Source organism: Mycobacterium sp. ITM-2016-00316 (genome assembly GCF_002968335.2).
In the GTDB taxonomy this organism is placed as follows: domain Bacteria; phylum Actinomycetota; class Actinomycetes; order Mycobacteriales; family Mycobacteriaceae; genus Mycobacterium.
Genome location: NZ_CP134398.1, coordinates 1,874,576 through 1,888,489, shown reverse-complemented (window position 1 = coordinate 1,888,489; position 13,914 = coordinate 1,874,576). Strand labels below are relative to the sequence as shown.

Annotated in this window: 15 protein-coding genes; 5 read left to right on the top strand and 10 right to left on the bottom strand. The window is 69.3% G+C overall.

What is annotated here, in order from left to right:
• Positions 1–20 precede the first annotated feature (20 nt).
• Positions 21–257, top strand: coding sequence for a hypothetical protein (locus tag C6A86_RS09010; protein ID WP_311101091.1), 237 nt, complete (start codon positions 21–23; stop codon positions 255–257).
• Positions 258–264: 7 nt separating this feature from the next.
• Here the strand turns inward: C6A86_RS09010 and nagA are convergent, their stop codons facing one another.
• The 3 genes from nagA to C6A86_RS08995 are packed head-to-tail and all read right to left on the bottom strand — an operon-like array spanning position 265 to position 2,636.
• Entirely contained in the window at positions 265–1,389 is a 1,125-nt protein-coding gene (gene nagA, locus C6A86_RS09005) for an N-acetylglucosamine-6-phosphate deacetylase (RefSeq protein WP_105361594.1), read from the bottom strand.
• The gene (gene nagB / locus C6A86_RS09000; RefSeq protein ID WP_105361595.1) at positions 1,390–2,175 is read right to left on the bottom strand and encodes a glucosamine-6-phosphate deaminase; all 786 of its coding nucleotides are present in this window, start codon (positions 2,173–2,175) and stop codon (positions 1,390–1,392) included.
• The gene (locus C6A86_RS08995) at positions 2,175–2,636 is read right to left on the bottom strand and encodes a PTS glucose transporter subunit IIA (RefSeq protein ID WP_105361596.1); all 462 of its coding nucleotides are present in this window, start codon (positions 2,634–2,636) and stop codon (positions 2,175–2,177) included. Before C6A86_RS08995 ends, nagB begins: the two co-directional genes overlap by 1 nt.
• Positions 2,637–2,703: 67 nt before the next feature.
• On the opposite strand from C6A86_RS08995, the gene C6A86_RS08990 reads away from it, so the two are divergent.
• Positions 2,704–4,242, top strand: coding sequence for a PTS transporter subunit EIIC (locus C6A86_RS08990; RefSeq protein ID WP_105361597.1), 1,539 nt, complete (start codon positions 2,704–2,706; stop codon positions 4,240–4,242).
• 6 nt (positions 4,243–4,248) lie between these two features.
• Here C6A86_RS08990 and C6A86_RS08985 read toward each other — a convergent pair whose 3' ends face one another.
• Together C6A86_RS08985 and C6A86_RS08980 are read right to left on the bottom strand one after the other, a co-directional pair.
• The gene (locus tag C6A86_RS08985; protein ID WP_105361598.1) at positions 4,249–4,797 is read right to left on the bottom strand and encodes a chorismate mutase; all 549 of its coding nucleotides are present in this window, start codon (positions 4,795–4,797) and stop codon (positions 4,249–4,251) included.
• Positions 4,797–6,557, bottom strand: coding sequence for an amidohydrolase family protein (locus C6A86_RS08980; protein WP_311101090.1), 1,761 nt, complete (start codon positions 6,555–6,557; stop codon positions 4,797–4,799). The genes C6A86_RS08985 and C6A86_RS08980 overlap by 1 nt, the downstream gene beginning before the upstream one ends.
• 245 nt (positions 6,558–6,802) lie before the next feature.
• Between C6A86_RS08980 and C6A86_RS08975 the strand changes: the two genes are divergently transcribed.
• Positions 6,803–7,624, top strand: a complete 822-nt coding sequence (locus C6A86_RS08975) for a hypothetical protein (protein WP_105362740.1) — start codon at positions 6,803–6,805, stop codon at positions 7,622–7,624.
• On the opposite strand, the gene C6A86_RS08970 is transcribed toward C6A86_RS08975, so the two are convergent.
• Both C6A86_RS08970 and C6A86_RS08965 read right to left on the bottom strand, forming a co-directional pair.
• Entirely contained in the window at positions 7,621–8,592 is a 972-nt protein-coding gene (locus C6A86_RS08970) for a DUF2993 domain-containing protein (protein WP_105362739.1), read from the bottom strand. The genes C6A86_RS08975 and C6A86_RS08970 overlap by 4 nt on opposite strands.
• Before the next feature lie 67 nt (positions 8,593–8,659).
• Positions 8,660–8,941: a hypothetical protein gene (locus tag C6A86_RS08965; protein WP_105362738.1), complete on the bottom strand. Its 282-nt coding sequence runs from the start codon at positions 8,939–8,941 to the stop codon at positions 8,660–8,662.
• A gap of 131 nt (positions 8,942–9,072) precedes the next feature.
• On the opposite strand from C6A86_RS08965, the gene C6A86_RS08960 reads away from it, so the two are divergent.
• On the top strand, positions 9,073–10,827 hold the full coding sequence (locus C6A86_RS08960; protein ID WP_105362741.1) for a sulfatase-like hydrolase/transferase: 1,755 nt from the start codon (positions 9,073–9,075) through the stop codon (positions 10,825–10,827).
• Between the two features lies 1 nt (position 10,828).
• On the opposite strand, the gene C6A86_RS08955 is transcribed toward C6A86_RS08960, so the two are convergent.
• On the bottom strand, positions 10,829–11,512 hold the full coding sequence (locus C6A86_RS08955; RefSeq protein ID WP_158263250.1) for a YceI family protein: 684 nt from the start codon (positions 11,510–11,512) through the stop codon (positions 10,829–10,831).
• A 127-nt stretch (positions 11,513–11,639) separates the two neighbouring features.
• Here C6A86_RS08955 and C6A86_RS08950 point away from each other — a divergent pair, with 127 nt between their 5' ends.
• The gene (locus C6A86_RS08950) at positions 11,640–13,259 is read left to right on the top strand and encodes a peptide chain release factor 3 (RefSeq protein ID WP_105362736.1); all 1,620 of its coding nucleotides are present in this window, start codon (positions 11,640–11,642) and stop codon (positions 13,257–13,259) included.
• On the opposite strand, the gene C6A86_RS08945 is transcribed toward C6A86_RS08950, so the two are convergent.
• Both C6A86_RS08945 and C6A86_RS08940 read right to left on the bottom strand, forming a co-directional pair.
• Positions 13,222–13,632: a type II toxin-antitoxin system death-on-curing family toxin gene (locus tag C6A86_RS08945; RefSeq protein WP_105362735.1), complete on the bottom strand. Its 411-nt coding sequence runs from the start codon at positions 13,630–13,632 to the stop codon at positions 13,222–13,224. The two genes, C6A86_RS08950 and C6A86_RS08945, sit on opposite strands and share 38 nt — an antisense overlap.
• The gene (locus C6A86_RS08940; protein WP_105362734.1) at positions 13,629–13,826 is read right to left on the bottom strand and encodes an antitoxin Phd; all 198 of its coding nucleotides are present in this window, start codon (positions 13,824–13,826) and stop codon (positions 13,629–13,631) included. The genes C6A86_RS08945 and C6A86_RS08940 overlap by 4 nt, the downstream gene beginning before the upstream one ends.
• Between the last annotated feature and the right edge of the window lie 88 nt (positions 13,827–13,914).

Below are 13,914 nucleotides of genomic sequence, written 5' to 3'. Positions count from 1 at the left end.
CCCGCGAATACAGTGACCCCATGGTGCTGATGTTCATGGTACGGATCATCGACGTGGTGGTGCGTGCCGTGCGGCTGATGGCGAGCGGTTCGGCGGCCGGTATCGCGCTGCTGGTGTTGGTGGTCGCGTTGGGCGCCGCCGGCGCGTTCTCGGTCGTCGCGCTCGGGGCGTGGCTGCTGGCCACGATGCAGAACAACCACGGCTGGATGGATGCCGTGTTGCCCTGCGCGCTCGGGGGTACCTGCCCGGCGCTGTGAGTCCGCGCTATACCCACGCCCCGCGGTGCAGCACACCGGTGACGGCGAGATCGCGGTCCAGCGCCACCAGATCGGCGGTGGCGCCGGCCGTCAGCGTGTTCGCCGGGAGCCCGAGGGCGCGGGCCGGGTTGATCGAGGACTGGGCGACGGCCTGCAGCAGCGCCTCATCGCGCGCCAACCCGCTGTGCGCCACGGCGAATCGGAACACCCGGTCCATGGTGGCGGTGCTGCCGGCGATGGTGTCGGTGCCGGCGACCCGGGCCACCCCGTCGACCACATCCACCCCGAGCGGGCCCAGTTCGTAGCGGCCGTCGGACATCCCGGTGGCCGCCATGGCGTCGGTGATCAGCGAGACCCGCTGAGCGCCAACGCTTCGGGTGACGAACCGGTAGATGGCCGGGTCGATGTGCACACCGTCGGTGATCAGCTCGACGGTCACCCGGGCGTCCTCCAGCAGCGCGACAACCGGGCCGGGTTCGCGCCGGTCGATCGGACGCATCGCGTTGAACAGGTGGGTGCCGACGGTGGCGCCGGCGTCGATGGCCGAGCGGGTCTGCGCGTAGCCGGCCTCGGTGTGACCGACCGCGGCCACCACCCCGGCCGCGGTGAGTTGTGCGATGGCCGCCGGCGCACCGTCGCGTTCGGGGGCCAGCGTCACCATCGCGATGGCACCGTCGGCGGCGGCCAGCACCCGGTCGATCTCGGCCGGGTTGGGGTCACGCATGAGCGCGGGCTGGTGCGCCCCGCAGCGGTGCACAGAGAGCCACGGGCCTTCCAGATGGATGCCGGCCAGCACACCGGCCCGGACATCGGGGGCCAAACTGCTTACCTGCCGCAGTAATTCGTCGGGAGCGGCGGTCACCAGCGAGGCGATCAGCGTGGTGGTGCCGTGCCTGCGGTGCAGCGCGGCCGCGGTGGCGGTCTCCTGTGCCGAGGCGGCGGAAAAGTTCGCGCCGCCGCCGCCGTGCAGGTGGGTGTCGACGAACCCGGGCACCACGACGGCGAGCTGATGGTCCGCGGGACCCGGTGGCGCCCCGGCACCGACGGCGCGGATCGTCCCCTCGGCCACGTCAATCCAGCCGGGCCGCAACAGGTCCGCGCCCGTCAGCAGGGTGTCAGCGGCCAGCAACACTCAGATGCCCTGCCAGTCGGGTTTGGAGCGGTGCGTCTCGCGGTAGTAGTCGGCCAGCTGCAGCCGGCGCGCGGCGGCATCGTCGAGCAACACCGTCACATGCGGGTGATGCTGCAGCACCGATCCCGGCCACATCGCGCTCACCGCGCCCTCGACGAGGTGGTGCACGGCCTCGGCCTTCTGCCGGCCGGTGGCCACCAGCACGACGTGGCGGGCATCGAGGATGGTGGCCAGCCCCTGGGTCAGGCAGTGGGTGGGCACCGCGTCGATATCGTCGTCGAAGAATCGGGCGTTGTCCGAACGGGTCTGTGCGGTCAGGGTTTTGATGCGGGTGCGCGAGGCCAGCGACGACCCGGGTTCGTTGAAGCCGATGTGACCGTCGGTGCCGATGCCGAGGATCTGCAGGTCGATGCCGCCGGCCGCGCGGATGGCTTCCTCGTAGGCGGTGCAGGCGGCCGGGATGTCGGCGGCCAGCCCGTCGGGGCCCTGCACCGCGCCGGGCGCGAAATCCACCCGGGACACGAACACGTTGTCGATGACGTTGCGGTAGCGCTCGGGGTGTTCTGCGGGTAGGCCGACGTACTCGTCGAGGGTGAAGCCGCGGACCTGTCTGAAGGAGATCTGCCCTGCCGCACAACGGGTCACGAGTTCGTCGTAGATCGCCAGCGGGGAGGATCCGGTGGCCAACCCGAGGACGGCGTCGGGCTTGCGGTGCAGCAGCGCGCTGATTGCGTCGGCGGCCAGGGTGCCGATCTCGGGCGGACCGCCGACGATGATGACCTCCATCAGCGGTTCGACACGAACAGCTCGTCGCCGGACGCGATCGCGGCGTCGAGCGCGGCGGTCACCGAGATGTTGGCGGCTTCGCGCTCGTCCATCACCACGACGGGCACGATCGGGTCGAGTCCCTTGGCGACGATCGCCGGGACGTCGAAGGTGATCACCGGCTGCCCGGCGCGGACCTGCTCACCCTGCTGCAGGTGAGTGGTGAAACCCTCCCCGTCGAGTGCGACGGTGTCCAGACCCAGATGCACCAGCACGCCCACGTTGTCGGCGGTCAGCACGACAAAGGCGTGCGGCATCAGCTTGAGCAGCCGGCCGCCGACCGGCGCGACCGCGGTGATGACCTCGCGCGGCGGGTCGATCGCGGCGCCGTAACCCACCATGCCCTGGGCGAACACCGGGTCGGGTACATCGCCGAGGGCCACCGCGCGCCCGGCCACCGGGGCGATCACTGTCGTCGTCATGGTCCCAACACTACGAGCGTCGCCCAACATGGTCTTGGCTTCGCCGCTTCTCGTTTAAGCTCCCCGCATGGGTGGGTCGACGAAACGTCAAAGCAGTCGCAGTATTCCGGGATTCGCGCAATTGCAGCGGCTCGGCAAGAGCCTCATGCTGCCGATCGCGGTGTTGCCTGCGGCGGGCATCCTGCTGCGGCTGGGCCAGCCCGACCTGCTGGGCCGCATCGAAGCACCCGTCATCGGGCCGTTCTTCCAGGCCATGAGCGCCGCCGGCGGCGCGCTGTTCGACAACCTCGCGCTGCTGTTCGCCGTCGGTGTGGCGATCGGGTTCGCGAAGAAGGCCGACGGCTCCACTGCGCTGGCCGCCGTGGTCGGCTACCTGGTGATGGACAAGGTCTTCGAGACCATGTCGCCGTTCGTGCTCGACGGGGTGCTCGACAAGGCCGGCGAACAGGCGCAGATCAACTACAGCGTGTTCGGTGGCATCGTGATCGGCCTGCTGACCGCGTGGCTGTTCGACAAGTACCACACCATCGAACTGCCGTCCTATCTCGGCTTTTTCGGCGGCCGCCGGTTCGTCCCGATCGTGGTCTCGCTGACCAGCCTGTTCGTCTCGTTTGCGATGAGCTACTTCTATCCGATCTTCGACGCCGGGCTGACCGGGCTGGGCCAGTTCATCGGCGGCGCCGGCGCGCTGGGTGCGTTCGTCTACGGGTTCGCCAACCGCATGCTCATACCGGTGGGCCTGCACCACATCCCGAACTCCTACATCTGGTTCCTCTACGGCGACTACGACACCCCCGAGGGTGTGGTCACCGGCGAGCTGACCCGGTTCGCCGCGGGCGACCCCACCGGCGGGCACCTGACCGCCGGGTTCTATCCGATCCTGATGTTCGGTCTGCCCGCCGCGGCACTGGCGATGATCCATGTGGCCAACAAGAAGCAACGCAAGGTCGCGGTCGGCATCCTGTCCGCGGCGGGGTTGACGGCGTTCCTCACCGGCGTGACCGAGCCGCTGGAGTTCGCCTTCATGTTCGTGGCGTTCCCGCTGTACGTCATCCACGCGGTGCTGACCGGTCTGTCGCTGGCGATCGCCTACATGCTCGACATCCATCTGGGCTTCTCGTTCTCCGCGGGCCTGATCGATCTGCTGCTGTACGGCACCGCACCGGCGGCCAAGAACATCCCGCTGCTGATCGGGATGGGCGTGGCGTTCTTCGTCATCTACTACCTGCTGTTCCGGTTCGCGATCACCCGATGGAACATGCGTACCCCGGGCCGCGAACCCGAGGCGGAATTCGAGGCCGAGCAGGCCGCCAACCTCGGCGACGCCGGCGAGTCCACCACCACGGTCGCCACCGTCGCGGCACCGGCGCGCGCCGATACCAAGGCCGAGCAGGTCATCGCGGCGTTCGGCGGCCGGGAGAACCTGGTCAATGTCGACGCCTGCATCACCCGGCTGCGGATGGAGGTCGCCGACCCGGCCAAGGTCGATCAGGCCCGGCTGAAGAGTCTGGGTGCAGCCGGGGTGATCGAGGTCGGCAGCAACGTGCAGGCGGTGTTCGGCACCGAGGCCGAGGCGCTCAAGAACGCCATCAAGGATGTGCTGTAGCTCGGCTCAGCGGCAGTAGTCGTGGGTGGCGTATTCCAGCGCGCGCCGGTAGAGCGGGTCCAGCCCCCGGTTCACGGCCACCTCGTCGATGGTGGCGCCCAGCTCGGCGCGACAGGTCGGGGCCTGGAGGTCCGGCCACCGCTGGGCGATCTCGGCGACCATGGTCTGGTTGAGGCCGTCGATGGTTGCCCGCGTCGACGCCAGGTCCGGGGCGCTTGCCGGCGCGGCGGCCGGGTCGACCTTCCAGTCGCCGAACAGGCTGTACTGCAACGACACCGTCGCGTCGATCTGGTCGCGGAACACGTCGCGGACATAGGCCGGGTCGGCGCCCTGGGCCTGGGCCGCGGTGGCCACGGTGTCGAGGACCTGCGCTTCGCGCTGCGGATCCTCGATCGGCCCGCCCATCAGATACTTGCTGGCCGCCACCGGTTCGGCGGTCAGCAGTCGCTGCGCGGCGGCGTCGACCAGCGGGTGCAGCGGGCTGAGCACATCGGCGCCCGCCACCGGCGCGGCGGCAACCGCCAAGGCCGCCAACGTGACCGCGAGTCCGCGCATCAGCGGCTCCCGCGGACCAGCCGGCCCGGACGCGCCCCGGTGTCGACCCCGTCGCGGCGGGTGATGACACCGTTGACGATGGTGGCGGTGTAGCCGGAGGCGCCCTGGACCAGGCGGTGACCGCCGGCGGGCAGGTCATAGGCCATCCGCGGGGCGTGCAGCGTCAGCGCGTCGAGGTCGATCACGTTGACATCGGCCTTCTTTCCGATCTCGATCACGCCGCGGTCGGTCAGCCCGAACAGTTGCGCGGTGTCGCGGGACTGTTTGCGAATCACGTACTCCAGCGGCAGCTTATCGCCGCGGTGCCGGTCGCGCGCCCAATGGGTGAGCAGGAACGTCGGGTAGGAGGCGTCGCAGATCATGCTGCAGTGCGCACCGCCGTCGGACAGGCCGAGCACCCCGGCGGGGTGGGTCAGCATCTCGCGGATCGCGTCGTGATTGCCCTCGGCGTAGTTGAACATCGGCAGCATCAGCATGGTGGCGGCGTCCGCCTCCAGCATCAGGTCGTACATGGTGGTCAGCACATCCTCGCCGCGCGCCTTGGCGATCGCGGACACCGTGCGCTCGGCGGTGGGCTCGTAGTCCGGCGGGTTGCCCAGCGAGTAGAGCCGGTCGCCCGAGTACTGCGCCAGCGCGAACATGCCGTCGAAGAGCACGTTGGGGTCGAGCGGCAGGTCCTCCTCGGACAGGATCGCCGCGCGCACAGCGGGTTCGGCGAGCCGGGCGGCCAGCTCCTCGCGGCTGAGCGCGGCCTTGAGCTTGCGGTAGGTGGGCCGGTGGGTGAAGGCGTGGTGGCCCGGGAAGCCGAGCAGCATGCCGAACGGGCGGGCCGCGACCTGCGGGTAGAGCCGGCTTCCGGCCTGGTGCGCGGCCGCGGACAGGTCGAGCTGTTCCCGCCACAGGTTGGGGTCGGCGTCGACCTGGATGAGGGCGAAGCTCAACGCGCAGTCGATCTCCTCGCCGAGCCGGCGCATCCACTCCAATTCCTTTCGGGGCGCGACGATGTCCTCGCCGGCGGCACCTTGCGGGGCGAGTTCGAACACCGCGCCGCCGCCGGCCGCGGTGGCCCGGCCGAGCGCGAACAGTTCGTCCTCGGCGGCGAAGGTTCCGGGTACGGGTTCGCCGTCCATCGCGCGGTGAGCCAGGGTGCGCGATGACGAGAAGCCCAGTGCGCCGGCCTCGATGGCCTCCTGGACGATCCGGCTCATCGCGGCGATATCGTCGGGGGTGGCCGGTTCGTTGCGGGCGCCGCGCTCCCCCATGGCGTAGGCGCGCACGGTGCCGTGCGCGATCTGGCTGCCCATGTCGACGGCGAGTTCGCGGCGGCCGATGACATCGAGGTATTCGGCGTAGGTCTCCCAGCCCCAGGTGATGCCCTCGGTGAGCGCGGTGCCCGGGATGTCCTCGACGCCCTCCATCAGTTCGATCAGCCACTGTTCCTGGCCTGGGCGCACCGGCGCGAAGCCGACTCCGCAGTTGCCGGCGACGATCGTGGTGACGCCGTGGTTGCTCGACGGTTCCAGCAGGTCGTCCCAGCTGACCTGGCCGTCGTAGTGGGTGTGGATGTCGACGAAACCGGGCGCGACGATCTTGCCGGTCGCATCGATGGTCTCGGCGGCGTCGGCCTGCAGCACGGGGTCGCTCGGCCCACGCCGGCGGACCTCGACGATCTTGCCGTCCTTGATGGCGACGTCGGCGGTGAACCGGTCGGCCCCGGTGCCGTCGACGACGGTGCCGCCGGTGATCAGTAGATCGAACACGATGCACTCCCTGTGGCCGGCGTCCCTTCCGTCGTGTGTAACACGACGGCCCCACCGGACTAGGCAGATTCGGAAAAGTGTTCACTGCTGCGGCGCCGGCCTCCTCCCATACTGTGGTCAACACCCTCTGGCCCACATCGAGCCCACGGTCGTAAATCACCCAGGCACCCTGTTATCCACAACCCTCACCTCGATCTGGGGCAGAGGGACCCACACGTGTCGGTACCGCTGGCGAGCATGTCGCCATGTACGCATTTCTGGGCAGTGAAGCCATCGCGAGCAGAGCCGTGTCCCGCGGCGAGCTCCGATCTCGCTACACCCGAGTCCTGCCGAACGTATACGTCCACAAAGGTCTCGAACTCACCCTGGAAGACCGGGCTCACGCGGCCTGGGTGTGGTGTGGGCAATCCGGTGTCATTGCGGGGCGCACCGCCGCCGGCCTGTATCTGGACCCGTGGGCTGTCACCGCGGAACCCGTCGAACTGATCGCGCTCAAGAGCAGGCATCCGCCGGGTCTGATCGTCCGCAATGAGCGGATCGCGGTCGATGAGATCACCGTCGTGGGACCTCTGGCGGTCACCAGTCCGGCTCGCACCGCACTGGACCTGGCGCGCCACCATGACCGCGATATCGCCGTCGCACTCATGGACCAACTCGCCCGGCAAGCCCGCATCTCGAAGGACGACATCCTGCGATTGGCCGAGCGCTACCCGCGCTCACGTGGAATCAACGGGGCGAAGGAGGCCATCGCCGACATCGACCCCGGTGCCCGGACACCCGAAGAGACCAGGGTTCGCCTCATTCTCTCCGACGGTGGGCTGCGCCCGACCCACACCCAGATTCACGTCACCGACGGGTTCCGGGAAGCCGTCATCGCCATGGGATGGCCGGCCCAGAAAGTGGGAGTGAACTGCGATTATCTTGCTGCGCAACGCTTTCCATATTTGGCGGTGAACGCCGCTGATCTGTTGCGGGATCTGGGCTGGCTGGTGATCGACGCCCTGCCCGACCACACCGAGCGCTACATCTACCTGCGCACACGCGATGCGCTGCGGTCGCGGGCTTAGAGCGCCTCGAAGCAGGAGTCGCTCTCCCCGGTCGGGATCGCCGCGTCGGTGGACGAGAACTTCCCGGTCACACCGGTGCTCGTCACCGCGACGCTGTCGGCCTTGATCCCCAGCGGGTAGTTGTCATTCAGCGTGGTGGTCAGCTCGCTGAGCGCGGTCTGCACGGCGTCCCTGCCGAACGGCCCGGTGACGTCCACGACGTTGAGCTCCAGATTGCCGGCGTTGACCTCCGGGCGTGCGGTGATGGTGGTGCCACCGGTGGCGTCCATGATCAGGGTGCCCGCGGCCGCGTCGGTGCGCACATCGGTGACGAGGTCGCCGACGACCGGCAGGTTCTCGGCGACGGTCTGCTTGATCCCGTCCGCGGTCCAGTCCAGGGTGGCCGTCACCGACCCGATGGTGCCCTTCGCGTCGGCGGTGGGCTGCAGGTCGATATCGCTGAGCGTGACATCGGCGGTCATGCCCTTGGCTTCCTGCACCCGGTCCCCGGTGGTGATGACCGAGATGTCGGAGTAGTGGTCGGTGAGGTACTGCCACAGGAACGGCGGCGTCACCGAGTACGACACATCGGCGGTGTCCTCGACCAGGCAGTCGGTGATACCGGAGAGCACGGTGCCGGCCCGGTGCCGGGCGTAGAGCTCTGCGGCGGCGAGTCCGCCGACCAGCACCGCCACCACGATGACGGCGATCAGCACGATGCTCTGCTTGTTGCGTGCGGCCGGGGGCGGCGGGGGCGCCATCCCGGGCGGCCGCACCGGCGGCGCCGGTGGCGGCGGCGGTGGCGTGCGGATCTGCTGGGTCACCGGGTCGGGGACCCGGATCTTCTGGGTGGGCGGCTCGGGACGCGGGAGGCGTTGCGTCGGCGGCTCGGGACGCGGTGGCCGCTGGACCGGGAGCTCGGGGCGCGGCGGTCGCGGTATCCGCCGGGTCGCCGGGTCACGCGGCGGTTCGGGCGGCTGCGTCGACATCTGCACAGTCTGCCAAACGACCGGCGGCGGGAACCCGAAGTTCCTCGCCGCCGGTGCTGACGTGCGCTTACTGCTCGGGCTGCTCGCCCTCGACGGCGCTGTAGCGGGTCCAGAAGGCGAATGCGGCCAGGCCGGCGGCCACCGCGACCACGGTCCACACCACGAAGGAGATGATCAGCGAGATCGGGGACAACCCGAAGGTGGACAGCGCGAAGCCCGCGTAGACCAGCCACAGCAGCCGGTACACCGACCACAGCGCGGTCAGGCCGCTGAAGAGGGCGATGATCAGGGCCGGGGTCTTCTCGACACGCTTGGTCAGGTCCTGCAGCTGGGCGGGGATCACGTTCATCGGTTGTCCTTTCGGGGTGCGCCGCCGCTCTGGCGTCGTCATGGCGCAAGTACAGCCGGGCGCATTCGCTACCGATCCCAACAATCTGGTGTTCAATTTGACGGGTGAGTCAACCCGACATCGTCATCCTGATGACCGACGAGGAACGCGCGGTCCCCCCGTACGAGTCGCCCGACGTGCTGGCCTGGCGGCAGCGCACGCTGAGCGGGCGGCGCTGGTTCGACGAGCACGGCGTCAGCTTCACCCGGCACTACACCGGGTCGCTGGCCTGCGTACCGAGCCGGCCGACGCTGTTCACCGGGCACTACCCCGACCTGCACGGCGTCACCCAGACCGACGGCCTGGGCAAGCGCTACGACGATTCGCGGTTGCGCTGGCTGCGCCCCGGTGAGGTGCCCACACTCGGAAACTGGTTCCGCGCAGCCGGATACGACACCCACTACGACGGCAAGTGGCACATCTCGCATGCCGACCTGGAGGACCCGGCGACCGGCAAGATCCTGGCCACCAATGACCGCAAGGGGGTCGTCGACCAGGCCGCCGTGCAGGCCTATCTCGACGCGGACCCACTGGCGCCCTACGGGTTCTCCGGCTGGGTGGGGCCCGAGCCGCACGGAGCGGCCCTGGCCAACAGTGGTTTTCGGCGCGACCCGCTGTTCGCGGACCGGATCGTGGCGTGGCTGGAGGACCGGTATGCCCGGCGCCGCGCCGGTGATGCCGCGGCTTTGCGGCCGTTCCTGCTGGTCGCCAGCTTCGTCAATCCCCATGACATCGTGCTGTTTCCGGCGTGGTCGCGGCGCAGCCCGCTGAAGGCCTCGCCGCTGGATCCCCCGCAGGTGCCGGCCGCGCCGACCGCGAACGAGGATCTGCGCAGCAAGCCGGCCGCGCAGGCGGCGTTCCGCGATGCCTACTACTCCGGCTACGGGCCCGCCGCGTCGGTCGCCCGGACCTATCGCCGTAAGGCGCAGGAGTACCGCGACCTGTACTACCGGTTGCACGCCGAGGTCGACGGCCCGCTGGACCGGGTGCGCCGCGCCGTCACCGCGGGCTCCACCGACGCGGTGCTGGTGCGCACCTCCGATCACGGGGAACTGCTGGGTGCGCACGGCGGGCTGCACCAGAAGTGGTTCAACCTCTACGACGAGGCGACCCGGGTGCCGTTCGTGATCGCCCGAATCGGCGCGGGGGCGACGACGGCACGCACGGTCACCGCGCCCACCTCGCATGTGGATCTGGTGCCGACGCTGCTCGGTGCGGCAGGCGTCGACGTGCCCGCGGTCGCTGCGCAGTTGGCCGCCGAGTTCAGCGAGGTGCATCCGCTCCCCGGACACGACCTGATGCCCGTCGTGGACGGCGGCCCGGCCGATGAAGACCGCGCGGTGTATCTGTTGACCCGCGACAATGTGCTCGAAGGCGACACCGGGGCGTCCGGGCTGGCGCGCCAGCTCGGTCGGGACGTCAATCCCCCTGCACCGCTGCGCATCCGGGTACCGGTGCAGGTCGCCGGCAACTTCGAGGGTCTGGTGGTGCGCGCCGATGACCGGCTGTGGAAGGTGGTGCGCACCTTCGACGATCCGGGTACCTGGACCGAGCCAGGGGTCCGGCAGCTGGCCTACACCGGCAGCGGCGCCCAGCGCTACCGCAGCGATGTGCTCGACGATCAGTGGGAGCTCTATGACCTGACCGGCGATCCCGCCGAGGCAGTGAACCGCTGGGAGGACCCGGCGCTGCACGAGCTGCGGGCGCTGCTGCGCATGCAGCTCAAGCAGGTACGGGCCGCCGCGGTGCCGGAGCGCAACGCACCGTGGCCGTACGTGCGCCGCCGGCCCCCGGCCCCGGAATCGGGTGGGCTGCTCGGGCGCGTGCTGGCCCGGTTCCGCCGCTGAGTCAGCCCTTGGCCAGGTGCACCAGGAATTCGATGGTCGCGACCGGCTGCACCTCCAATAACGAGGCGGGCGGCCGCGGCGGATCCACATTGAAGTCGAAGAATCTGATCGGGATGGTCCCGGCGACGTCGACGCGGTCGCCGTTGCGCTGGATGTCGATCTGCGCGCTCACCACCCGCGTCACGCCCTTGAGCGTCAGATGCACGGGCACCTCGAGCCGCGCCGGGCTGCCGTCCGCGGGCACCGCGGCCAGATCGACGGGCATGTTCATGCTCACCGTCGCCGTCGGGAACGCCGCGGTGTCCAGCGCGTCGGTGCTGCGGAAGCGTTCGTCGCGGCCCGGGCGCCCGGAGTCGAGGGCCGCGACGTCGACGGTGAACTTGGCCGACACCAGCTGGGATTGGCGGATCTCAGCGCCGCCGGTGACGGCATCGGTGCGCCCGTTGACGTCCACCATCAGCCAGAGCAGCTGCTGCTGGACGCGGTAGCCGGCCGACGATCCGGGTTGCACCGTCCAGGATCCGTCGACGTCGGTGCTCGCGGGACCGGCGCCGGGCGGCAGCGCCAGGGGCGCGTCGGGCGGTCGTTCGACATAGGTCTTGTACGCCCACGGCGCCACCGCCACGGCGGCGACGAGAAGAACGGCCAGCAGACCCGCAAAGATCAACCAGCTCTTTTTCCTCATCGCGTCATCGTGACAAAACCCGCAGGCCTTTGGGGTGATCTTGAAGGAATCAACGTCGCTGCAGGTGGGTGAGCATTCTCCGGCGATTATCCGTTTCGCCACCTGGGCAAATATCATCGGAGGCGAGATGACCGAGAACACCCTGACCACCGCCGACACCAAGTCCGCCGCCCGCGTCACCGCGGAGGCCGCCCGGCGGCGCACCTTCGCCGTGATCAGCCACCCCGACGCCGGTAAGTCGACGCTGACCGAGGCGCTGGCCCTGCATGCGCGGGTCATCACCGAGGCGGGCGCCATCCACGGCAAGGCGGGGCGGCGCTCCACGGTGTCGGACTGGATGGAGATGGAGAAGGCCCGCGGTATCTCGATCACCTCGACCGCGCTGCAGTTCCCGTACCGCGACTGCGTCATCAACCTGCTCGACACCCCCGGCCACGCCGACTTCTCCGAGGACACCTACCGGGTGCTCACCGCCGTCGACGCCGCGGTGATGCTCATCGATGCCGCGAAAGGCCTTGAGCCGCAGACCCTGAAGCTGTTCCAGGTGTGTAAGCACCGCGGCATCCCGATCATCACGGTGATCAACAAGTGGGACCGCCCGGGCCGTTATGCCCTGGAGCTGATGGACGAGATCCACGAGCGCATCGGGCTGCGCACCACTCCCCTGACCTGGCCGGTCGGCATCGCCGGCGATTTCAAGGGCGTGATGGACCGCCGCAAGGGCCACTACATCCGGTTCACCCGCACCGCCGGCGGTGCCACCGCGGCGCCAGAGGAACACATCCCGGCCGACGACGCGCTGGCGGCCGCCGGCACCGACTGGGAGACCGCGGTCGAGGAATCCGAGCTGCTGTCGATGGACGGCTCCGACTTCGATCCGGACACCTTCCGCACCGGCGAGTCCTCCCCGGTGCTGTTCACCTCCGCGGCGCTGAACTTCGGCGTGAACCAGTTGCTCGACGTGCTGGTCGAGCTGGCGCCCTCGCCGGGGCCCATCGTCGACGTGGACGGGACGCCGCGGCCGGTCGAGTCACCGTTCAGCGCGTTCGTGTTCAAGGTGCAGGCCGGGATGGATTCCTCGCACCGTGACCGCATCGCGTACGCGCGGGTGTGCTCGGGCACGTTCGAGCGCGGCGATGTGCTGACCCACGCCGGCACCGGTAAGCCGTTCGTCACCAAGTACGCGCAGTCGGTGTTCGGCCAGCAGCGCTCCACGCTCGACGATGCGTGGCCCGGCGATGTGATCGGGCTGGCCAACGCCGCGGTGCTGCGCCCCGGCGACACGCTGTATCGCGATGTGCCCGTGGTCTATCCGCCGATCCCGAGCTTCTCCCCGGAATACTTCTCGGTGGCGCGCGGCACCGATCCGAGCAAGCACAAGCAGTTCCGCAAGGGCATCGAGCAGCTGGACCAGGAGGGTGTGGTGCAGGTGCTGCGCTCGGACCGCCGCGGTGAGCAGGCCCCGGTGTTCGCCGCCGTCGGGCCGATGCAGTTCGAGGTGGCCCAGCACCGGATGGCTGCCGAGATCGGCTCCCCGATCGCGCTGGAGTCGCTGCCCTATCAGGTGGCGCGCATCGTCGACCCCAAGGACGCCGACTTCATGAACAAGCAGGTCTCCGCGGAGGTGCTGACCCGCAGCGACGGCGTCATGCTGGTGCTGTTCTCCACGCCGTGGCGGCTGCAGGGCTTCCAGCGGGACAACCCGGAGATCACGCTCCGGTCGCTGGTGGCTGCCGCGGAGGGGTAGTCGCGAAGCCGGTCAGAGCCGCGGCGATGTCATCGAGTCCACGTTCGGTGGTAGCTACCTCGTTCATCAGATCCTCGGCCCGATCCACGTCGAAGTCTGCGGCCAGTTCAAAACCGTTGATGTGCAGGAACGTCCACGCCGCCGCCCAGGCCGTTCGCTTGTTCCCGTCGACCAACGCGTGGTTGCGCGCCAAGGACTGCAGCAGCGCCGCAGCCTTGTCCCAGATGGCCGGGTAGGCATCGACGCCGAACACCGTGGCCTGCGGCCGGGCAATCGCGGCGTCGAGCAGTCCGTAGTCCCGGACCTGAAGCTCCGCACCGAAGGCAATCGAGCCCGCAGTCAAGACATCCTCGCGGTCGAGGTATTCCGTCATGCCAGACGGCGGTTGAGCTCGGCCGAACGCTCGGCCACTACGCGGGCGGCCTCCGCGACCCTGCGCTTGTGCATACTGGCGCGCTCCATCACCGCGGCGTGCACGAACTTCTTCAACGACAGGTCATCGGCGCGTGCAGCCGCGCGGATCAGGTCCATCTCGGCGTCGTCAAAGTCGAGGTTCAACGAAGGCATGCTGCCGATCGTACCTGATATGGTACTGAAACAGGTACCAACTTCGCCGCCGCCGGCTTCTCAGGGCCCGAGTTTCGCCGCAATCCAT

Bases quoted from the DNA above. Each gene is read 5' to 3' on its own strand.
- C6A86_RS09010 (WP_311101091.1), top strand. From the start codon at position 21: ATGGTGCTGATGTTCATGGTACGGATCATCGACGTGGTGGTGCGTGCC.
- nagB (WP_105361595.1), bottom strand. From the start codon at position 2,175: ATGGAGGTCATCATCGTCGGCGGTCCGCCCGAGATCGGCACCCTGGCC.
- C6A86_RS08995 (WP_105361596.1), bottom strand. From the start codon at position 2,636: ATGACGACGACAGTGATCGCCCCGGTGGCCGGGCGCGCGGTGGCCCTC.
- C6A86_RS08990 (WP_105361597.1), top strand. From the start codon at position 2,704: ATGGGTGGGTCGACGAAACGTCAAAGCAGTCGCAGTATTCCGGGATTC.
- C6A86_RS08985 (WP_105361598.1), bottom strand. From the start codon at position 4,797: ATGCGCGGACTCGCGGTCACGTTGGCGGCCTTGGCGGTTGCCGCCGCG.
- C6A86_RS08975 (WP_105362740.1), top strand. From the start codon at position 6,803: ATGTACGCATTTCTGGGCAGTGAAGCCATCGCGAGCAGAGCCGTGTCC.
- C6A86_RS08970 (WP_105362739.1), bottom strand. From the start codon at position 8,592: ATGTCGACGCAGCCGCCCGAACCGCCGCGTGACCCGGCGACCCGGCGG.
- C6A86_RS08965 (WP_105362738.1), bottom strand. From the start codon at position 8,941: ATGAACGTGATCCCCGCCCAGCTGCAGGACCTGACCAAGCGTGTCGAG.
- C6A86_RS08960 (WP_105362741.1), top strand. From the start codon at position 9,073: ATGACCGACGAGGAACGCGCGGTCCCCCCGTACGAGTCGCCCGACGTG.
- C6A86_RS08955 (WP_158263250.1), bottom strand. From the start codon at position 11,512: ATGAGGAAAAAGAGCTGGTTGATCTTTGCGGGTCTGCTGGCCGTTCTT.
- C6A86_RS08950 (WP_105362736.1), top strand. From the start codon at position 11,640: ATGACCGAGAACACCCTGACCACCGCCGACACCAAGTCCGCCGCCCGC.
- C6A86_RS08945 (WP_105362735.1), bottom strand. From the start codon at position 13,632: ATGACGGAATACCTCGACCGCGAGGATGTCTTGACTGCGGGCTCGATT.
- C6A86_RS08940 (WP_105362734.1), bottom strand. From the start codon at position 13,826: ATGCCTTCGTTGAACCTCGACTTTGACGACGCCGAGATGGACCTGATC.